20 protein-coding genes are annotated in these 20,970 nt (G+C 53.6%); 8 read left to right on the top strand and 12 right to left on the bottom strand.

Translation table 11 applies throughout. From position 1 onward, the window contains the following. Positions 1–43: 43 nt before the first annotated feature. Together SH421x_RS22330 and lysA are read left to right on the top strand one after the other, a co-directional pair. Positions 44–2,101 carry a thioredoxin domain-containing protein gene (locus SH421x_RS22330; protein WP_488852231.1) on the top strand — a complete coding sequence of 686 codons (2,058 nt, stop codon included), beginning with the start codon at positions 44–46 and terminating at the stop codon, positions 2,099–2,101. Positions 2,102–2,210: 109 nt separating this feature from the next. Continuing rightward, complete coding sequence (gene lysA, locus SH421x_RS22335) at positions 2,211–3,482, top strand: diaminopimelate decarboxylase (protein WP_488852232.1); 1,272 nt, start codon at positions 2,211–2,213, stop codon at positions 3,480–3,482. Between the two features lie 61 nt (positions 3,483–3,543). Here the strand turns inward: lysA and SH421x_RS22340 are convergent, their stop codons facing one another. Beyond that, positions 3,544–4,404 carry an HAD-IIA family hydrolase gene (locus SH421x_RS22340; RefSeq protein ID WP_488852233.1) on the bottom strand — a complete coding sequence of 287 codons (861 nt, stop codon included), beginning with the start codon at positions 4,402–4,404 and terminating at the stop codon, positions 3,544–3,546. 422 nt (positions 4,405–4,826) lie between these two features. Here SH421x_RS22340 and nadA point away from each other — a divergent pair, with 422 nt between their 5' ends. The 3 genes from nadA (at position 4,827) to SH421x_RS22355 (ending at position 9,523) form a co-directional block, all read left to right on the top strand. Next, positions 4,827–5,963 (top strand): quinolinate synthase NadA, encoded by a 1,137-nt coding sequence (gene nadA / locus SH421x_RS22345; protein WP_488852234.1) that lies wholly within the window; start codon positions 4,827–4,829, stop codon positions 5,961–5,963. A 208-nt stretch (positions 5,964–6,171) separates the two neighbouring features. Beyond that, positions 6,172–7,299: an HlyD family secretion protein gene (locus SH421x_RS22350; RefSeq protein WP_488852235.1), complete on the top strand. Its 1,128-nt coding sequence runs from the start codon at positions 6,172–6,174 to the stop codon at positions 7,297–7,299. A gap of 4 nt (positions 7,300–7,303) precedes the next feature. After that, positions 7,304–9,523, top strand: a complete 2,220-nt coding sequence (locus SH421x_RS22355; RefSeq protein ID WP_488852236.1) for an ABC transporter permease — start codon at positions 7,304–7,306, stop codon at positions 9,521–9,523. Here the strand turns inward: SH421x_RS22355 and SH421x_RS22360 are convergent. Together SH421x_RS22360 and SH421x_RS22365 are read right to left on the bottom strand one after the other, a co-directional pair. Beyond that, positions 9,504–10,325 carry a serine/threonine protein kinase gene (locus SH421x_RS22360; protein ID WP_488852237.1) on the bottom strand — a complete coding sequence of 274 codons (822 nt, stop codon included), beginning with the start codon at positions 10,323–10,325 and terminating at the stop codon, positions 9,504–9,506. The genes SH421x_RS22355 and SH421x_RS22360 overlap by 20 nt on opposite strands. A 385-nt stretch (positions 10,326–10,710) precedes the next feature. Further along, positions 10,711–11,286: an RNA polymerase sigma factor gene (locus SH421x_RS22365; RefSeq protein WP_488852238.1), complete on the bottom strand. Its 576-nt coding sequence runs from the start codon at positions 11,284–11,286 to the stop codon at positions 10,711–10,713. A 93-nt stretch (positions 11,287–11,379) separates the two neighbouring features. Between SH421x_RS22365 and SH421x_RS22370 the strand changes: the two genes are divergently transcribed. Further along, positions 11,380–11,658, top strand: coding sequence for a 4Fe-4S binding protein (locus tag SH421x_RS22370; RefSeq protein WP_488852239.1), 279 nt, complete (start codon positions 11,380–11,382; stop codon positions 11,656–11,658). Here the strand turns inward: SH421x_RS22370 and SH421x_RS22375 are convergent. From SH421x_RS22375 to SH421x_RS22415, 9 genes are all read right to left on the bottom strand, one after another. Next, positions 11,655–12,341 (bottom strand): putative metallopeptidase, encoded by a 687-nt coding sequence (locus SH421x_RS22375; RefSeq protein WP_488852240.1) that lies wholly within the window; start codon positions 12,339–12,341, stop codon positions 11,655–11,657. The genes SH421x_RS22370 and SH421x_RS22375 overlap by 4 nt on opposite strands. A 95-nt stretch (positions 12,342–12,436) precedes the next feature. Then, on the bottom strand, positions 12,437–13,084 hold the full coding sequence (locus SH421x_RS22380) for a bL17 family ribosomal protein (protein WP_488852241.1): 648 nt from the start codon (positions 13,082–13,084) through the stop codon (positions 12,437–12,439). A gap of 64 nt (positions 13,085–13,148) precedes the next feature. After that, positions 13,149–14,135 carry a DNA-directed RNA polymerase subunit alpha gene (locus tag SH421x_RS22385; protein ID WP_488852242.1) on the bottom strand — a complete coding sequence of 329 codons (987 nt, stop codon included), beginning with the start codon at positions 14,133–14,135 and terminating at the stop codon, positions 13,149–13,151. Positions 14,136–14,200: 65 nt separating this feature from the next. Beyond that, positions 14,201–14,581, bottom strand: a complete 381-nt coding sequence (gene rpsK, locus SH421x_RS22390; RefSeq protein WP_002655268.1) for a 30S ribosomal protein S11 — start codon at positions 14,579–14,581, stop codon at positions 14,201–14,203. 75 nt (positions 14,582–14,656) lie between these two features. Beyond that, a complete protein-coding gene (gene rpsM, locus SH421x_RS22395; protein WP_002655269.1) occupies positions 14,657–15,028 on the bottom strand; it encodes a 30S ribosomal protein S13 in 372 nt (123 codons plus the stop codon). Positions 15,029–15,193: 165 nt separating this feature from the next. Further along, positions 15,194–15,307 carry a 50S ribosomal protein L36 gene (rpmJ, locus tag SH421x_RS22400; protein WP_488852243.1) on the bottom strand — a complete coding sequence of 38 codons (114 nt, stop codon included), beginning with the start codon at positions 15,305–15,307 and terminating at the stop codon, positions 15,194–15,196. Between the two features lie 180 nt (positions 15,308–15,487). Continuing rightward, positions 15,488–16,906: a sulfatase family protein gene (locus SH421x_RS22405; protein ID WP_488852244.1), complete on the bottom strand. Its 1,419-nt coding sequence runs from the start codon at positions 16,904–16,906 to the stop codon at positions 15,488–15,490. A 150-nt stretch (positions 16,907–17,056) separates the two neighbouring features. Beyond that, a complete protein-coding gene (locus SH421x_RS22410; RefSeq protein WP_488852245.1) occupies positions 17,057–17,641 on the bottom strand; it encodes a peptidylprolyl isomerase in 585 nt (194 codons plus the stop codon). 160 nt (positions 17,642–17,801) lie between these two features. Then, entirely contained in the window at positions 17,802–18,941 is a 1,140-nt protein-coding gene (locus SH421x_RS22415) for an LptF/LptG family permease (RefSeq protein ID WP_488852246.1), read from the bottom strand. A gap of 117 nt (positions 18,942–19,058) precedes the next feature. Here SH421x_RS22415 and SH421x_RS22420 point away from each other — a divergent pair, with 117 nt between their 5' ends. Next, positions 19,059–19,844, top strand: a complete 786-nt coding sequence (locus SH421x_RS22420) for a ComF family protein (RefSeq protein WP_488852247.1) — start codon at positions 19,059–19,061, stop codon at positions 19,842–19,844. Positions 19,845–19,929: 85 nt separating this feature from the next. Next, the gene (locus SH421x_RS22425; protein ID WP_488852248.1) at positions 19,930–20,886 is read left to right on the top strand and encodes a DUF502 domain-containing protein; all 957 of its coding nucleotides are present in this window, start codon (positions 19,930–19,932) and stop codon (positions 20,884–20,886) included. The last annotated feature ends 84 nt before the right edge of the window (positions 20,887–20,970 follow it).

A 20,970-nucleotide genomic window follows, 5' to 3' on the forward strand; every position in this document is an offset into this window, starting at 1 on the left:
AGACCACCTGAACTCGGCGTTAACGGCGTCACCGGAGATCCAAATGGCGAATCGTCTCGCATCAGAATCGAGTCCATATCTTTTGCAACATGCCGCCAATCCGGTGGATTGGCGCCCTTGGGATCAAGCAGCACTCGCCGAAGCGGTAGAAGCGGACAAGCCGATCTTTCTTTCAATCGGCTATTCGGCCTGTCACTGGTGTCATGTGATGGAGCATGAAAGTTTTGAGAATCAGCAAATCGCTGAATATCTCAACCAGCACTTCATTGCGATCAAGGTAGACCGCGAAGAGCGTCCGGATCTGGATCAGATCTACATGAACGCGGTGCAAATGCTGACCGGTCGCGGCGGCTGGCCGATGTCGGTTTTTTTGACGCCGCAGCTCAAACCGTTCTTCGGCGGAACCTACTGGCCGCCGACTTCGCGCGGCGGGATGCCCGGGTTTGATCAGGTAATAAGAGCCGTCATAGATGCGTGGGACAATCGCCGCGCAATCGCCCTGGAGCAATCCGAAAAATTCGCCGAGAGATTGCAAGAGATTGGGCAGGCCGAAGACTCTGGCGAAACGATCGGCATGAGTTTGCTAGACGACGCGTACAAGTATCTCGAATCGATCTACGATTTTCGCAACGGCGGATTTGGCGGATCGCCAAAGTTTCCGCACACGATGGATATCGAGGTTTGCCTACGTTATAGTCGCCGCGAACCCCACAGTCGTGCTCTGGAAATGGCGGTCCACAATTTGGATCAAATGGCGCGTGGAGGAATCTATGATCATCTCGGCGGCGGCTTTGCGCGTTACTCGGTGGACGAACGCTGGCTGGTTCCTCACTTTGAAAAGATGCTTTACGATAATGCGTTGCTTGCCGGAATTTATATAGACGGCTTTCGCGCCACCGGTCGCGAAGACTTTGCCCGTGTCGCCCGTCAAACGTGCGATTATGTCCTTCACTATCTGACCGACGAAGCTGGCGGCTTCCAAAGCACCGAGGACGCTGACAGCGAAGGGGAGGAAGGCAAGTTCTACGTTTGGTCTCCACAGGAAATCATCGAAATCCTCGGAGAAGAGGAGGGGCGCCGTTTTTGCGAGATCTATGACGTCAGCCAGTCTGGAAACTTCGAAGGCAAAAGCATTTTGAACCTGCCGCAGTCGATCGAAGATTGGGGTGGCCAGAAAAATCTAGATCTCATGCAACTGCGGAGCGAACTGGACGTTGCCCGCGAAAAACTATTGAAGGTTCGCGACCAGCGAATTCGTCCCGCCAAAGACGATAAAGTCCTGGTCAGTTGGAATGGCCTAATGATCGACAGCCTGGCCAAAGCGGCAGGCGCGTTGAACGAGCCTAAATATCTGATTGCGGCCGAGCGAGCAGCCAACTTTGTGTTCGACCAGATGTTTGACGATGAGGGTCGTTTGCTTCACTCTTATCGTCATGGTATCGCCAAATTGGCCGCCTATCTGGACGACTATGCGAATCTCGCTAATGCGTGCGTTTCGCTCTATGAAGCGAGCTTTGATGCACGGTGGTTGCAGCGAGCTATCGATCTCACAAATCTCATGATTCGTCATTTTAGCGACTCGGTCGGCGGCGGCTTTTACTTTACGGCAGATGATCACGAACAACTGATCGCGCGAAACAAAGACCTGTACGACAACAGCGTCCCCAGCGGAAATTCGATGGCGGCTGTCGTCCTGTTGCGATTGGGCGCCCTGTTGGGAGACGCCAAGCTACTTAGCGAAGCCCAGACGGCGATGCGCGTCGCCGCCCCCTTGATGAAAAAACATCCCACCGCGACTGGTCAGATGCTGGCTGCGGTCGATCGCTATCTGGGCCCTGCCCGAGAAGTTGTGATTTTGGGAGATCCGAACTCCGGGACGACGAGCCAATTCCTGAAAGAGCTGCGTCGCAGTTACACCCCCAATGGTGTTGTCGCCTGCATTTCTCCCACAACCACGATCGCAAAGGACTCACCGCTGCACCCGATCCTTGCGGGGAAGGCTCCTTTGCCCCATGCCGATGGAACCGTCTTTATATGCGAGAATTTCGCCTGCCAAAGACCGGTGACTGCGGCAGAAGCGATCGCGGAATTACTGGCCTAAGTCCGGCGAACCGCTCTCAATGGGGCGTGTCCCGATTGAGGCTCAGAATCTAAAATGACCTATTCTCTCTGCTTCCTTACCTCCTTTGATGCTAACAGGTAGACCAGATATGCCGACCGTGCCGCAATTCAAGACGCTTCGCACCGAAATCGCCGGAGTCTCGGTTCTCGATCTGGCGGCAAAATATGGCACTCCTGCTTTTATCTACGATGCCGCAAAAATCATCGAACGGATCAACGACCTCCGCGCATTTGATGTCATTCGTTATGCGCAAAAAGCCTGCTCGAATCTCGCGATTCTTGATCTCATGCGGAAAAATGGGGTGATGGTCGATGCGGTCAGTGCCTGGGAAATCCGTCGCGCTCTGGCCGCCGGTTATGGCGCCAAGGGAGAACCGGCGCCGATCGTCTACACCGCCGATATTTTTGACCACGAAGCGCTGGCCCTGTGCGTCGAACATGGACTCCACGTCAATTGCGGTTCGCCTGACATGATCGCCCAACTAGGCGAAGCGGCGCCGGGCAGCGAAATCACCCTGCGAATCAATCCGGGCTTTGGACATGGGCACAGTCAAAAGACCAATACCGGCGGCCAGCAATCGAAGCACGGTATCTGGCACGAACAGCTGAACGAATGTTTGATCATCGCTGATCAACACGGTGTTCGCGTAACCGGTCTGCACATGCACATTGGCTCAGGAACCGATCTCGAACATTTAGCCCAGGTGTGCGGCGCGATGGAGAAAGCGGCGCTCGAAGTGGGTCGGACCATCACCACCATCAGCGCTGGAGGCGGCTTGCCGATTCCTTATAATGCGTCGCAATCCTACGTCGACCTCGCGCAATATTTTGAGCTATGGGACGGTGTCCGCAATCGCCTGCAAGATTCGTTCGGACATTCGATTTCGCTGGAAATTGAACCAGGTCGTTACCTCTCTGCAGAAGCTGGATATTTGCTGGCCGAAATTCGCGCCATTAAATCGATGGGCGAAAACAAGTTTTACGTAGTCGACGCAGGCTTCAACAACTTGGCTCGACCAATTCTGTACGGCTCCTATCATCCGATGTCGATTGCTCTGGCAAGCGGCGATAGTGATGAGCGTCCCCACCTAGACGTAGTCGTCGGTGGACCGCTCTGCGAGTCGGGCGATATCTTCACGCAGGAAGAAGGTGGCTTTGTTGGCACGCGCAGTTTGCCTGCCGCAGCAATCGGAGACTTCCTGGTCATCGAATGTGCAGGCGCCTACGGTTTTGTGATGGGTTCGAATTACAACTCAAAGCCTTTGGCCGCCGAGGTTCTGATTCAAGATGGCCAAACCCATCTGATCCGCGAGCGCCAGACGTTTGAGGATCTGATCGCAGGCGAGCATATTCCTGGCTAGTTTCGCTTGACGTCCGCACTGGAGGGCAGGCAAAGGCCTGCCCCTGTTTTGCGAAGGTCGTTTATGCGCCGCGGGCAGCTGCGTACATCGAACGTTCACTCTCTTCCAGTGGATGCGACATGCTGCTGTGATCCCAAGCTGGGAGCATCGCATCATTTTCGATGTCCTCGATCAAATCCACGACGGAGTTAATCACGCGGTCGGGACGAAATGCATAGGAGGGCAAATCTTCGGCGCGCGAACCGCCGCTCAACGTCAATGTGGCGTAATATCCCATCTGCACGGCGCCCAGTATATCGGTTTCCATCGTGTCACCGATCATTACGGTTTCCCATGAGCGAACTCCGAGCTCCCACTGGGCCGAACGCATCATCACTGGACTCGGTTTGCCGACGCTGAAGGCTGTTTTGCCGGTTGCTTTTTCGATAAACGATACTGTCGCGCCGCAGCCGCTGCGCGTACCAGATTTGGTTGGGCAATTCGGATCGAGATTGGTCGCGATCAATTGCGCGCCATCCAGAACCATCTGCACCGCCGCATCAAGCATCTCGAGCGTGATCGAACGCGCTTCGCCCACAACCACATAATCTGGTGCATGATCGACGATCGCGTAGCCATTACGATGCAGCGCATTGTGCAGCCCCCCTTCACCAATCACGAACGCAGTGCCGCCGGGCTTTTGCTTGGCGAGAAATCGAGCAGTCGCCATCGCACAAGTAAAGATGCGATCTTCTTCGACATCGATTCCCATCCGATTTAACTTGGCCGCGACATCACGACGCGTACGCTGGCTATTGTTGGTCAGGAATAAAAAGGGGATCTGCTTCTTTTTCAGAGTTGCGATAAAGCGATCAGAGCCGTCAATTAGCTGACTGCCGCGATAAATTACGCCATCCATGTCAATCAAAAATCCAAGGCTCATCGTTCTCTTTCCTTGTGAAGTCAAACCGGTACTTAAAAGGTCGGACTAGACGATGTTAGGCAATTGATATGCCAAACCAACAAGGCGACCGCTCTCCACCTAATTACCATCTAACGGATTGGTTTAGGTGAAGATCTTGGACACTGCTTAATTCCTGTGCAGTGCTGACGGGGGCGAGATACACGTTATGCCAATCCGAGCTAGCGTCCGATTTAGCTCACTGCGCGCAGGTACATTGCATTTCATTGCGCCCTGACTGCTGCGTTGTGCAAAGTTGGCCGATTTGGCCTATAAAAATCGGCTTGAACTATCGCAGAACTTCCGGAAGTGATTCCTGACAGGTCCGGCTCTACAGCCTATAGACTTCGAGGGGTATAATTGGCCGTTTCCTTTTTACTATCGGCAGAAAAGCATTTAGCGCCATGACCACGACGCTTGAGACTCCGGCATTCGACTTTGCCCCCTATCGTTCGCTCAGCAACGAAGAACTGACCGAGCGCATCAACGCGGTCCGCCGCAAGCAAGGTAGTCGCCTGATGATCTTGGGGCATCACTATCAACAGGATGAAGTGATTGCGTTGTCGGATTTGCGCGGCGACAGTTATCAGCTCAGCAAGATGGCGGCCGAAAGCGGTGAGTGTCGAAGTATCGTCTTCTGTGGCGTTCATTTTATGGCGGAAACCGCCGATATCCTGGCGAATCATCCCGATAAAATCGCTGCCCGTGACGGACAGCGCGTGGATGTGGTGCTGCCCGACATGGCGGCCGGTTGCTCGATGGCCGATATGGCGGCAATTGATCAGGTTGAGAATGCATGGGAAGATCTGGGCGAACTGATCGATACGAATGACATCACGCCGGTCACCTACATCAATTCGGCCGCCAGTTTAAAATCATTCGTCGGCCGACACGGAGGGATCGTCTGTACTTCGAGTAATGCTGCGGCGGTTTTAAAATGGGCATTTGCCCGAACCAGTCGCGTCCTCTTCTTCCCGGATCAGCATCTTGGCCGCAACACGGCGTTGACGATGGGAATCACCAACGAGCAGATGCCAGTTTGGAATCCCTACGAAGCAGAGCTTGGCGGCAATACTTCAGAGGCGATCCGCAACTCAAAGGTGATCCTGTGGAAGGGACACTGCAGCGTCCATCAAATGTTCAAGCAAGAACATGTCGCCGCACTGCGACGTGATATCCCCGGCATTCAAATTTTGGTCCATCCCGAATGCATGCAAGAAGTGAACGAGATTGCAGACGTGTCTGGTTCGACCGGAAAAATTATTGAAACAGTTCGCAACGCTCCGGCCGGAACCAAATGGGCGATCGGCACTGAATTGCATCTTGTGAATCGCCTAAAACAGGAACATCCCGAGCAAGAGATTCATTTTCTTTCGCCGGTGGTATGCATGTGCGCCACGATGTATCGCATCGACTTGGCCCATCTTTGCTGGAGCTTAGAAAATTTGGACGCAGGCAGCCCGGTCAATATCGTCCGCGTCGACGAAGAAACGTCGAAATGGTCACTGACGGCGCTCGAAAGAATGCTGAGCGTCAAATAGTTCACGCGCTGGCGCTACCGAGCTTGGAAGCATAGAATTCGTACAATCGGCATAAAGCGTCTATAGGACGACGCAAACCTTCGCCGCTTCGATTACATTGCGTTTTTGCTCGCAGGCTGATCTGCAGTCCAGTGTTAAAGTTGCCGACGTTTCTCGTCTCGGCGCCCAGGCCGAATGGCAACTATCACCTCGCCAGGTAAGTGTAGCTATGATGCTCCGTGTCGCCGTCATCGCTGTCTTGGTTTTGGTATTTGGATCGCTGTTGGCATATAGCCAACTGCGGCACGAACCACTGAAAGTCTCAGGCTATATCGAAGCCGAAGATATCCGACTCGGTTCGCGCGTAGGCGGACGCATCGCCGAAGTATTGGCCGATGAAGGGGACCGCGTCAAAAAAGGTCAGGTGCTCGTCCGCTTAGAGCCGTTCGATCTTAATGAACAACTCGCAGCCGCAAAAGCCGAACAAGATGACAAGCAAGCGGTGCTCTCGAAGCTAAAGTCTGGATTCCGCGTAGAAGAAGTCGCGCAAGCAAAAGCCCAGGTCGATCAGTTGACCGCACGACTAAAGAAACTGGTCGATGGTCCACGTAAGCAAGAACTTGAAGCTTCGCGGGCAGAACTGAAAATGGCCTCTTCGCAGTTGGAGCTGGCCCAAGCAAACTTTAAACGCGAACAAGAGGTCTTCAAAAAAGGCGCCAGCACGCAAGAGAATATAGATCGCGTCGCGGATCTTTTACATGAAGCCGAGAACAATTCGATAGTGAAAGAAAATAACCTTTCACTATTAGTTGAAGGGACACGCAAGGAAGAGATTGCGGAAGCACGTGCGGCGCTTGACGAGGCAACTCAGCAGTACGAACTGATGAAGTCTGGCTATCGAGCGGAAGATATCGCCCAGGCCTCCGCAGCTGTCGCCGCGGCCACAGCCAATGTTGCGGCAATTCAAACGCGAATCGAAGAGCTAGATATCAGAGCTCCTAGTGACTCGATCGTCGAAGCGCTCGAACTGGAGCCTGGCGACCTAATGGCGCCCAATGCACCAATGTTGACGTTGATTGATCCGAACAAATTGTGGGTGCGAGCTTATGTCCCCGAAAACCATCTGAACATCAAAATTGGGCAGAAGCTGCCGATCACCGTGGATAGCTTCGATAGTGAGTTTCAAGGAGAGATCACCTTCATCGCACGAAACGCGGAGTTCACACCCAACAATGTACAAACGCCGGAGGAACGCTCCAAGCAAGTATTTCGGATCAAAGTAACGTTGCTTGACGGCCTCGACAAGTTGCGATCTGGTATGGCCGCCGACGTTTGGCTCGAACCGAGAAATAAGTAATCTCATGAGCGAGCCCGTAATCCGAGTCACCGGACTCTCTCGATCGTTTGGTGATCTGATCGCCGTGGATGACGTCAGCTTTGATGTCCGTCGCGGAGCTATCTTTGGACTGCTGGGACCGAATGGGAGCGGCAAGTCGACAATTATTCGGATGCTGTGCGGCGTGCTAGAGCCGACTTCTGGCGATGCTTCCGTACTTGGCTTTGACGTCCACAAAGATCCTGAAGAGATCAAACGTCGCATTGGCTATATGTCGCAAAAGTTCAGTCTCTATAGCGATCTGTCGGTTCGGGAGAATCTCGACTTCTATGGACGAATCTATGGTCTGACCGATGAGCGACAGAAAGAACGCCGCCAAGCCGTGCTCGAATTGACAAGTCTGGGGGATCGCATCGATCAGCTGTCGGGCACCCTCTCTGGCGGTTGGAAACAGCGATTGGCGCTGGCGTGTGCATTGATTCATGAGCCAGATGTTCTGTTCCTAGATGAGCCGACCGCAGGTATCGATCCAGTCGCGAGGCGTCAGTTATGGGATTTGCTGTTTGAGTTGGCTGCGCAGGGAGTCACCCTGTTTGTCACGACCCACTACATGGACGAAGCGGAACGTTGCACCGACGTCGGTTATATCTTCATGTCCAAACTGCTGGTCCTGGGACGTGGCGAAGAATTAAAGCAACTTCCCGATGTTACGCCGCAGGGGACAATGCGGATCGAAATTGACGCTCAGAACCCTTCAGCCGGGCTCACCAAATTGATTCATGTCGAACAGGTCCGGGATGCTACCCTGTTTGGCGAGATGATTCATGCGCTGGTGGACGAGTCGTACACGCACGAGCAACTAGCTGCCGATCTGGAAACAACAGTCGACAAGCTGCCAATCCGTGAAATCGCACCAACGTTGGAAGATGTATTTGTCACGCTGACCAAGAATGCCGAAGAACGTCACAAGAATGGCGAGTTAACGGAGACGATTCGATTAGATTCAGTGGCCGCGGCTGACGAGCAGAGAGCCAAAGCGGACTCAACGCCCTCCCCTGCTCTGCGAAAGCAACAAGCAACTACACTCACCGGACGTTCCACTGACGGCTTGCTCGCTGTCTTTATCAAAGAGATGTCACACATTCGCCGTCAGCCGAGCACACTCTTCTTCATGTTTGTTGTGCCGGTCATGCAGGTACTGATCTTTGGCTATGCGATCGATATCCAAATCGAAAATATCCCGATGGTTGTTTATGATTTGGATGGTCGGCAAGATAGCCAGCGATTGATTGATGCACTGGTCAATACGCGCAAATTGAAATTGATCGGTAAGGTGTATGACGAGGATAGCTTCCAGCGCTCGCTTACCTCGGGGCGAGCAAAAGTGGGCGTCTTGATCCCACCTAACTACAGCGACAGCTTGGCGCAAGGTCGTCAGGCACAAGTGCAAGTCTTAATTGATGGCAGTGATTCACAGGTTGCAACAACAGCACAAAACGCGGTTGCGCTGCTGGGCTTGAATCTTTCGATTGGCCGCGCCAAAGCAGAAGCGGCGGACGTACAACGAGCGCCCGCTCGTGATCCATGGGGCGAATTGGCGCTGCCCATCGAAGTTCGCCCGCGACTGCTCTACAACCCCGACCTGGAAAGCGCTCGATTTTTTGTCCCCGGTCTAGTCGGTATTATCTTACAGCTGGTAACCCTGTTTCTAACGGCGTTTGCAATCGTCCGCGAACGAGAATTAGGAACACTGGAGCAATTGTTCGTAACGCCAGTCGGTCGCGCGGGGCTGGTATTGGGCAAGTTAGTCCCTTACTCCATCATCGGCTTAATCGAAATGCTGTTAGTGCTGACCGTGATGGTTTACGTCTTCGACGTACCAATCCGCGGCAACTTGCTCTTGCTGATCGTATTGTCGTCACTGTTTATCGTTTGCTCTCTAGGTCTGGGGCTATTAGTTTCGACGTTGGCTAAAACGCAAGTTGCGGCACTGCAGTTCGCGTTTCTAATCATGTTGCCGTCGGTACTACTCTCTGGCTTCATGTTCCCTCGCAGCGAGATGCCGCTGCCGATCTATCTGCTGACCTTCGCCATCCCGGTGACTTACTTCATCGAGATCCTCCGCGGCATCGTCTTACGCGATGCCGACTTCATCGACCTGATCCCATCGATCGTCGGACTGTCAAGCTGCTGCCTGCTGATCCTGTCGGCGAGTATTGCCCGATTTAGAAAGCAGTTGGATTAGTCGCCGCAATCGCTGCCGTGAGTGCAGCGACCGATGGATATCGCCGAGTGGGATCCGCTTCGCGGCAACGTCGAATGATTGGAGTAGTCCCTGATTCTTCAGATAGTCCAGGCAGCGTATTCTCTGCAGGCTCTCTACCGGTTACAGCGAAGTAGAGAATGCCGCCTAGGGCATAAATGTCCGTCGTAGGCCGCCGAAAGTACTCTTCTTCCGACTGCTCTGGCGGCATGTAACCTACAGTACCTCCGCGAAAGATCGGAAGCTCACCCTCGACCAATTGTGCGAGTCCGAAATCCGCAATTCGGACGTCACCGGATTCCGTTAATAGAATGTTTTGCGGTTTGAGATCGCAATGGATAACGCCAATTTGGTGTGCATGTTCAACGGCAGCGGCAATCTTTAAGAAGAGATTTCGTCGCCGAGACGGATCCATCATGCTTTGACGAATTGCCTGCTCAAGCGTCCCGCCATCCACGTACTCTAGTACTAAAAATCTACCTCCTGAGGGAAATCGTCCCCAGCCGTAGCAGCCGACGATGTTTGGATGGATGCAGCGCTGCAAGACTGCCGCCTCATGCTCGAACATCGCCATTGCTAGGGGATCGTGTTGAAGTTTTCGATAGAGTGCTTTGATTGCGATTTTGGTGGGTTGGCGACTCCATCTTGCTTGGTAGACGCGGCCGCTACTGCCGCGACCGATCATTCGTTCAAAGACTAACTCGTGATAATCGATTTCGAAGGGCTTCGTTGTTGGCGTTGCTTGACCTACGACCCGCTCTCGCTCTGCCGATTGTTGAATCATCAACAATTCCAGCTGTTGGCGTTCATTCAATGGCGTTAGAAATGATGCCGCATCCTGCGCACTCCCAAAGAGTGATACGGTATAGAACGCATCGGCTATCAATGAATCGCTGACATCGATGTGAAACCCGGATTCGTTCAGCAACCTGACTGAGTCTGCGAAAAGTGGTGGTTGAGTCTTGGCAAATCGGCGATTGCACTTGCGCCAGCGTAGCTCGAAATCAATCAGCGCAAGCTCCTCCAGTAACGAAATGCTCGCATCCTGCGGCAGAAGTTCGCGTAAAGCCGCGCTGCTACGCTGACGCATCGTTTCAAAGCTGGCGACGATCTGTTGCTCAGAGGTGGATAGGTTTGATTCCAAGTGAACCGACTCTCAGTTGCGACGCCTACTCGAGCAACTCGGCTTCAAATTGCTGTCGAAGCGTTTGAAGTTTCCTACGCACAGAACGTTCCGTTATTCCCATACGTTCGGCGATTGTCATCGTCGATTCTCCTTGCAGTCTCTGGATGATCAATTCACGATCGGACGGCGCAAGCTTCACTAATAATTGTGCGAGCGATTCTTCAAGCGCTAGCGACTCTGCTAGTGGATCAAACGCATTGGAATGGTTGGACGACTCATCACCAAGCTCTCTGCGATGATCTCGTTTCCGGGCCGAGTGATATTCGATCTGACCGAGCAATTTGCGATGCGTGATGGCGATCAAAAGTCGCCAAAGATCGCCGCTGCGAGCGATCACGAACTCTTGATTTCGGGCATGCGCAAAGAAGGTGCGATAGGCCGAGTTAACCACATCATCCGCATCAAATCGCGACTGCAGTCGAACGGAGATACGCTGACGTGTGAATGTGTAGAGCGACTCGAAATACCGCTGAAAGATCTCCTCGGCAGCCTGATCGTCACCGCCGATCATTCGATCTAGTAGCAGACGAGTCTCCGAACTGTCGGCGGGCTGCTCCATTTTTCTCAGAATCTCTGTCCGCGGGGCAAGGAAGATCGGATGTATGGGGAGAGTACTTCGATTCAGACAATTACCTACGCAGAAAGGCTCACTATGGCTTTTGTCGTTACCGCTCCGTGCTTTGGCTGCAAGTATACCGATTGCGTCGTCGTTTGCCCGACGGATTGCTTTCACGAAGGGGACAAGATGCTGTATATCGATCCTGAAGAGTGCATCGATTGCGGCGCTTGTGCTCCAGAATGCCCCGTCGAGGCAATTTTCTATGACGAAGATATCCCGGCTGAGTGGAAGAAATTCATTGCGCTGAATGCCGAGATGTCGCAGATTCTGCCACAGATCACTGAGAAAAAAGAGCCTCTGGCGCCTGATTAACCCGTTTTGCGGCGGCGGTTCTTCGTTTTCGTAGGCGCCGGTTCGACTAATTCCATCTTCGGCCGCGGGATTTTTACCCCGTAGACGCGGCCGAATTGTTGGTGTAATTGCGTGAAGTCGAGTTCTAGAAACTGGTAAAGCGTCCTTAGCGGGGCAGTCATCAGATATTTGTTGGCCAAGACTCCCATCTGCTCGTCGTATTCTTTTTGCGAGTGCGAATGAGCGTAACAGCGGCCAGGCAAGCGGCGTATGTCCCCATCAAACTTGGGACTCACGTGCCAGAGCTCGTGGAAGATGGTGATGAGCTTCTCTTGGAAGGACATATCCATAAACCGCGGAAGATAGAACGTCAGGATATAGAGCATCTCGCGACCACGCTCATCGGCCAGACGCTGCACGCGATAGGTGCGCCCTCTACGCTTTGTGGTCGGCGATCCCCCTTCAAAGCGAAGCGGAGTTAGCGAAGCGAATACGCCGTAAGAGACATCTTTGCGGGCTTGGGCAACGACAACCGCGATCCGGCTAAGATCAATATGTTTTAGCTCGGGCGAACGCGCGATCATATCAGCAACCAATTGCCGCATGTGCCAAGAGAAATCGAAACCCGGCTGTGGGTTACGCTTCACTAAAGAAATTGCCCGCCGCGCGGTCGTCGCCGAAGGTCGCATACGCAGATCGTCCATCCATGAAAAAAGCCGTTATGCTCCAAGTTGGGAGTATAACGGCTTCCGATTGATTCAAGCAAAGCGAATCGCAGGTAAAAAAACTGCGAATCTACTTACTCAGCCGAGGCGGCTTCGCCTTCAAAGGCAGGACGCTCTGCAGCTTCGCTCGTACGATCACGATCGTTACCGACAAATTCGATGATCGCACGCGTACCAGCGTCGCCCAAACGGGGCGTAGCTAGACGCAAAATCCGGGTATAACCCCCTTCGCGATCTTCAAACTTCGGTGCAATTTCGTTGAATAGCAGGTCAACCGCTTGGTGATTGCCCAACATCGAAACAGCACGACGACGTAGAGCCAAAGCCGGCGCCTGAGCGTTGTTCCAAGCGACATATTCATCGCTCTTGCGCCATTCGCGATAGGCTTCGTTGGCCTTGCCGTTGGAGTCATACTTCGCAAGCTTCGTCGCCAACTTTTCAGCGGCGCGAAGGTGCGGCAACGCCTTGCGGGCGATGGTGATGACCTTTTCAATGTACGGGCGAATTTCTTTCGCCTTGGTGATCGTGGTTACGATCCGGCCCTTCACCTTTGGCACGTTACGACCTGACTCAGGCGTATCGGTCGGAAGATACTCGTAACCCGACTCGTTCACGTCGTCGCTACGGAGCGAAAGAAGCAGGCTGCTCGCCATGTTCCGCATCATCGCTTTGCGATGGCTGGACGAACGTCCGAGAACACGGCCTTTTTTTCGATGTCGCATGCTACTAAAGTCTTAAAAAACTATAAGCGTGTGAATTGCAAATGACGGTTGTTAATGTAGTTCGTTAGCGCGGCGCCGGTGTAACTCGCATCCCCAAGTGCAGGCCAAGCTCTTTGAGCTTTTCACGCACTTCGGTCAGCGTCGTTTCGCCAAAGTTACGAACTTCCATCAACTGATCTTCGGTACGGCGAACCAAGTCGCGGACCGTATTGATGTTCTCTGATTCCAAACAGTTGCTAGCGCGAACCGACAAATGCATTTCGGCCAGGCTCATGTTCAGCTTCGATTCCAGCACCGGATCCAGACCGCTTGATTGAGTACGGCTGGGGATGCTGATTTTTGAACCGAGTTCGTTGTATTGAACGAACGGATTCAGGTGCTTGCGAAGAATCTTCGCCGCTTCGACTAGCGAATACTCAGGATGAATTGAACCATCGGTCCAAATTTCCAGGGTCAGCTTGTCGTAGTTAGTTTTCTGACCAACACGGGTTTCTTCGACTTCATAGCGAACACGAATCACCGGGCTGTACACGGCGTCGACCGGAATAATGCCGATCTCGTGTTCTGCAGTGCTATGCTCGGTAGCCGGAACGTACCCGCGGCCCGATTCGACAACCATTTCCATCATGAACGGAATGTCGCCGGTGATCGTGCAAATGTGAATGTCTTTGTTGATGATCTCGACTTCCGGATCGCACTGAATATCGGCGCCGGTAATCGTGCAGGGTCCCTGCTTTTCGATCGTGACAACTTTTGTCATCTCGGAATGTTTTTTGACGACGATCGCCTTGGTGTTCAAGACAATCTCGGTCATGTCTTCGACGACACCCGGGATCGAGGTGAACTCATGCTGCGCTCCGCGGACCTTAATCTGCGTAACTGCGGCGCCTTCAAGGCTCGACAGCAAGATACGTCGCAGGCTATTGCCAATCGTCGTACCAAAACCGCGTTCAAACGGTTCGGCGATAAACTTGCCAAAGGTCGGCGAGAGGGTTTCGGCATCGCAATTAACGACGCTCGGCAGTTCTAGACCGCGCCAGCGAATATGCATTGATTCTCTCCGTTCGACGAACTTCGAAACAGCTGTGGGGGGATAACCGAATCGCTACTGCGTGATTAGACGCGGCGTTTCTTCGGCGGACGGCAACCATTGTGCGGGATCGGAGTGCAATCTTCGATCGACCGAACGTTCAGGCCTGCGGCGGCCAGAGCGGTGATGGCGCTTTCACGGCCCGAACCTGGACCCTTCACGCGAACTTCCACTTCCTTCACGCCGAACTTCAGCGCTTTTTCAGCAGCCTGTTGGGCGGCGCATTGGCCGGCGAACGGAGTGCTTTTGCGACTACCCTTGAAACCGCAAGTGCCGGCACTGGCCCAGCATAGCGAATCCCCTTTGGCGTCGGTAATCGTCACTTGCGTGTTGTTGAAGGTCGCTTTGATATGCACGACCGCCTGCAAAACGTTGCGACGAATCTTCTTCTTTGCTGCCTTGGCCACTGCGCCAATACTCCTGAAAGGTGAATGTTCGCTTGTCTCTCGCTATTCCCAAATGGGAACAACTAACCTGCAAAATTATCGCAGATCCTTCACGCCCTTCTTGCCGGCGACCGTCTTCTTCGGTCCCTTGCGAGTTCGGGCGTTAGTGCGAGTTCGCTGACCGCGAACCGGCAGACCGCGACGATGACGCATGCCGCGATAGCAAACAATGCGATTCAAACGCTGAATGTTTTGAGCGATTTGTCGGCGGAGGGGACCTTCGACGGTGTATTCCGTTTCCAGCAGCCCGGCGATGCGGCTTAGCTCATCTTCGTGCAGCTCGCCCGCTTTGCGTTCCTGCGAGATACCAACCTTCACACATAGCTCACGAGCGGTGCGCGGACCAACCCCGTACAAGTACGTGAGCGAGATCCAGGTCGGTTTGTCGTTCGGAATGTCGACACCCATCAAACGGGGCATAACTCTACTCCTGCCAAGACGCCGTAGCGTCGAAATTACTCTATGTGCTTAAAAATGAACGGTTTGCGTGCACTGGAGAAGTCCGCTTCGGTTTCCCTTAGGAATCCGTTGCTGCAACCAAACCGAGTCGCCATCGAAGCCAAACCTTGCGGTTTAACCTTGACGTTGCTTGTGACGGGCATTTTCGCAGATCACGAAAATCTTCCCGCGGCGGCGGACTACTTTGCACTTATCGCAGATGCGTTTAACGCTGGCTCGAACTTTCATCGCCTACAGCTTCCAATCAATGCTTATGGTGGAAGCGAGCCAGTATAACGCTCCTCGCGACCGGTCTGCAAGGCCTCCACACAGGAAAAGTAACCTGGGCGTCTACCCCAAATCCGAGCTGCCTGGCAAATGGCAATTTTTGAGAAGATATCATCTCATTTGCCGGTGATTTCAGTGGATTTATTGCCAATCCGGATATGTTTTTTTCAAATCCAACGGGTCGCCGACCTCGGCTTGCAACCGGAACAGGCGATTAAATAATTCTTGAATTCGTTGGCGATGTTCTGGATTTGACGCTAAATCATGCATTTCGTGCGGATCATCCCTCAAATCGAACAGCTTTATTTTTCCGATCGTCGGGTAGAGAATCAGCTTGTACCCATCGACCGTGATCATTCTCTGACGATCCAAGTAGGCCCCATAGATTGCGTCATACTGGACATCCCGCTCACCAAGAATCACCGGTAACAAGCTCCTAAATTCGACATGATCCGGCTTTTCGAGCCCTGCCAATTCTAAAGTTGTCGCCATAATATCCTGCAAATAAACCGGCGTTTCGCACACTTTTCCTTGCGGCAAGCCGGGTCCTGCGACCAGAAGCGGCACGCGCACGCTGTGGTCATACATATTTTGTTTTCCCAGCAGTCCGTGGTGACCAACCGCTAAGCCGTGATCGCCCGTGAAGAAGACATAGGTGTTGTCAGCTTTGCCGCTTTGTTGGAGCGCAGCAAGGATTCGGCCGATTTGAACATCCATGTGCTCGATAATCGCGTAATACTCGCTGCGATGGACTTGAATCGCGTGGGGAGTTCGCGGAAACGGCGCTAGTTTCTCATCGCGGAGCGATTTGCCGGCGCCCATCGCTTCGCGTTCGGGATAGAGCGGCTGAAAGTCGTCAGGCACGTCAACTTTTTCAGCAGGATACCGATCCACATATTCTTGCGGCGATTGCCGCGGATCGTGGACGGCGTTGAACGCCAGGTACATGAAGAAGGGGTTCTCCTTTTTCGCCGCCGTATCGAGAAAATCGATCGCATCGTCGGCAACCACCTCGCTCCAATGCTTGCCGCCGGTCCAAAACCCGCCAAATTGCGGGTCAGACGGCGACCAAGGATCCTCTCCTACCGCCGGCGGGCGATTGTATCCATGGTCGGTATCCTTTGGCATGCCGCCGCGAATGTGGGCAGTTGTATCAAAGGCTTTGGCCGCGTTGGCCGGCACGTGCCATTTGCCGGTCATATAGGTGTCGTAGCCTGCCTGCTTCATGTATTCCGACCAAAACCGACCAGCAGCGCGTTCTTTTTCGGCCGTTTTGTAGACCGATTCGGCGTGCCAGACAAACCGCCCTGTGTTCAACATGGTCCGGCTAGCGACACACACGGCTCCGCTCCACGAGCCCATGTTATACGCGTGTGTAAATCGCGTGCTCTGTTTGGCCAACTGATCCAAGTTAGGGGTCTGCACCACCGGATGCCCGTAGGCGCCTACACATTCGTAGCTGTAGTCGTCGGCGAAGAGAAAGATGATATTCGGCTTGTCGGCGGCTTGGGTGTGCGTCGTCGCGAACATGACGAGCAATAGCGCAACGAATCTGGGCATATCAGGCACTTTGGCGGGGATTGGGATGGGGGAAGCTATCTATGGGTGACTTCCTTTATAACCGCCCGAGTCTCTACTGAGCAAAAAGAAAACGCCGACCAATCAGGCCGGCGTTTCTGGATTATTCAGTGTTCTTGCAATCCGCAACAACTATTTGTTGTAGACGCCGCAGTTGACGATCGTGACGGTCGCGCGAGGTTTACCACTTTGCGAACCGAGCGATTCGATCATTTTGACAACTTCCATTCCTTCGACCACGCGGCCGAAGACGACATGCTTTCCGTCGAGCCAATCGGTTTTTGCCGTGGTGATAAAGAACTGCGAACCGTTGGTATTCGGTCCAGAATTCGCCATGCTCAACACGCCGGGGCCATCGTGGGTGATTTGGAAGTTCTCGTCGGCGAATTTGGCGCCGTAGATGCTTTTACCACCGGTGCCGTTACCGTTGGTAAAATCGCCTCCTTGCAGCATGAACTGCGGGATAATGCGATGGAACGAGCTTCCTTTATAGGTCAGGCCATTGCCTTTTTCGCCGGTACATAGTGCGCGAAAATTGGCGGCCGTCTTCGGCACAGTGTCACCAAACAGACCAATCACAATCCGACCGGCCGGTTTGCCGTTGACGTCGATTTCCATAAAGACTTTGTCGGTCACTTTGCCCTGCGAGGCAGGAGCCGCACACAACGAAGCAGCGGACAGAACCGAAAACGCAAGAATCATCGCCGAGCGCAACATGAACAACTCCGGGGAGAAATGGTGGTGAATCCAATAGGCAGACCTACATTTTGCCCGTTTTCACCAAATAGTTCCAGACGAACCTGAATTTGGGGTTTAGGGCCGAAAAGAGCGAGTCCATCTGCGAGCCGCTGAGCAGAGAAATGACAGAGCGACTTCTTTAGGTTCGCATCGATTCTGACATATACGTCGCAAACGGCACGAACAACATCAGCGGCAACCAAGCCGCCAGGGCAGGGCTAATCATGTAGTTCGAGCCCAGGCCGCGGCTGGCCATCGTGATGCCGAAGAACAGGACGACAACAGCGCCGCACAGGCCGATCGCCACAAAGACGTTGCGATTGTCGTTTTTCAGCACCAACGGCAATCCAAGCAGCAACAGCGTCAGATCGAGAAACGGTTGCGTCAATCGGCTATGGATCTCTACCCGTACGTCGGCGCCAAAGTCGAGCGAGCGATTCCGCAGCGCGGAGGCCAATGCCCAGGTCGAAGCGCTGCTGCGCCATTCGCGACTTGCGGTCAGTTGCTCAAATGTCAAATCGCTGACCACAAAGCATTGATTGGGAGCGAGCCAGGGATTGTCTTGCGGCATCAAGACAAAGACGTTGCCATCGCGATCGATTAGTGATGGAATCTCCGCCAGGCTCTCAGGCTCGGTCACCTGATCCAGCAAATATCCGCTGGGTCGATCGGCTTCGGCCGGCTTGTAGAAGGCATTTTCGGCGTTGAGTTTTGTTCCCATCCCCGGCTGAGATCGCGGTAGTCGAAACTTGGGGGACTCAATCCGCGCCTCGTTGGCGAACGTATGATTTCCGCTGATCAGTACATCGGTCAGGTTGTCATATTTCGGCTGAAGTTGTTTTGCGGACTCTCCGAGCCAATCTTGCGCGTTGCGGCTTAAAGCGTCAGAGTACTCAGGAACGACAAATTCACGATTCAGCGCTCCCAGCACTGCGATCAAGCCAACTGCGATAATCACCGGGCGGACGATTCGTTCTTTGGTAATGCCGGCCGCCATCAGCGCGGTCATTTCGTTGTGTCTCTGCAGCCAGGTGACCGTAAACATCGCGGCGATCAGCGTCAAAATGCCGCCGGTCATGTTAAAAAAGGTAAATACCCGCGGCGTGTAATAGTCCAGCAGAATGGGAAACACGCCGCGGCCCGTTTGCTCACCATAGCGTAAAAATTCGTCCAGGTTGTTGAACGAATCGATCACGACATACAGCCCAGTAAAGCTGATGAAGAAGATCAAAAACGACTTCAGAAACTGCGTCAATAGATAGCGGTCGATGATATACACAGCCGGAGCAATCTCGACGAAAGTGGTTTTACAGGGGGAAAATCGCCTGGAGTTATACTCGGTCTGCTTTGTTTTCCAAAGGTGAATCGGCGATGGAGTTCCCCTATACTGGGGCGCATGACAACTAGGCCGAAAACTATCGATTGGGGGAAAATATCAGACTGGGCAACTTGGCCTTGGCGTAGCCTGATCCTCCCACCTGTCTGTCCACTTTGCCTCAATTCGCTTCCTTCAGGTGTGGGAAATAGGGCCGAATATTGCGCTGACTGCCGCGAACAAATGGTTAGCAATGACGCGCGCTGTCGCCGTTGCGGAAATCGACTTCCCCGTGGTCACGCCGCAAGCAGCGAAGACTGCGATGTCTGCCGCAACCAACGCTTGAAATGGGACGGAGTGATCACCTTAGGGGACCATGAGGGACTGCTGCAGCAAGCGGTAATTGCGGCAAAACAAGCGAGTGGAGCGCCCGTCGCCGCGGCAATGGCTCAGCTATTGGCTGCAAGAGTCGCCGCCACCGATTGGCTGGATCACGTCGATCTAGTGGCGCCGACGCCGATTTATTGGCTGCGCAGGATTCGTCGCGGAGTGAACCCGGCTGAGCGACTAGGGGCGGCCGTAGCGCGAAGTCTAAACGTCAAATTTTGTCCTCACTTGCTCCAAGTTTCGCGAATAATGCGTAAGCAATCCGAATTACGGCTGACCGCGCGACGCGCCAACGTTCGAGATGGATTTAAGGTTCGAACTCCGCATTTGTTAACAGACGCAACCGTCTTGTTGGTCGACGACGTGATGACCAGCGGCGCTACGGCGGCCGAAATAAGCAGTAAAATGCGTAAATACGGCGCTAAACGTGTAATCGTGACGGTCGCCGCACGTGCGCCACGCGGCGAAACTGGAAACTAACGTTTCTGGATCACTCCAGCGGCTCTCCCAAGTCGAAGAAGTTCGAGCAGTCCTGCGCACTGCTAGCAACCCCCTGCGGCAAGATATGAATTCGGAAGAGAAACCTACCCAACCGAGCGGATTCCAGGCCTTTCGTCGTGCGCTGCTGCGTGGACTGGGTTTGGTATTGCCACCGCTGTTAACGGTGTTGATCCTGATTTGGGTTCTCACCACGGTTCAGAACTATGTCCTGACTCCGGTCGAATCAACGGCCCGATACGTTGTTTCGATGGCGATTCGCGATGTCCACCGCACAATCCCAGATACACAACCGGGCGACCAGGTCGGGATGCTGAACAATCAGGAGTATCACCGCACGCCCAATGGAGACTGGATTCCTCAAGCGGTCTACTATCGCGTGACCGAGAACCTGCACGATCAGCCGCTCCCCTATTCTGGCACCGCTTTCTATCAGGAATATGTCCAGATTCGCTTTCTCCAACGCCAAATCACCATTCCGGCGCTGCTTTGCATCTTTGTCCTAATTCTGTATTTCTCTGGCAAATTTGTTGCGATCGGGGTCGGTCGCATCTTGTGGACGGCGTCAGAACGCCAGATCCTGCACCGCTTGCCGGTCGTGCGAAACGTCTATTCCTCGGTCAAACAAGTGACCGACTTCCTGCTAAATGATCGCGAATTAGAATTTACCCGGGTTGTCGCGGTCGAATATCCCCGCAAAGGGATCTGGTCGCTCGGCTTTGTAACTAGCGAAAGCATGCTGGATATCCGGAGCGTCGCCAACGAGCCGGTCATCACCGTCTTGATTCCGACATCGCCGATGCCGGCGACCGGATTTACGGTCAACGTCAAAAAAAGTGAGACCGTCGATCTTAATATCACGCTGGATCAGGCCCTGCAATTTATTGTGAGCTGCGGCGTGGTCGTGCCGGATCACCAGATGACTCGTGAAGCGGCCAACCGGATTTCGGCGCAAATCTCCGAGGCTCAAATGCAGGGAAGGGACGAGCCAAGCGAGGCGTCTCCCCCATTTGTCCAGAAATAGCCCCCTCCTTTTGTGGCCAAGTCTCGCTTATCTTCATCGCTTCCGGTATTCTGTCGGGGGATACGCTGTTCACAATATTAAGCG

The sequence above is a fragment of the Blastopirellula sp. SH421 genome (assembly GCF_057808535.1).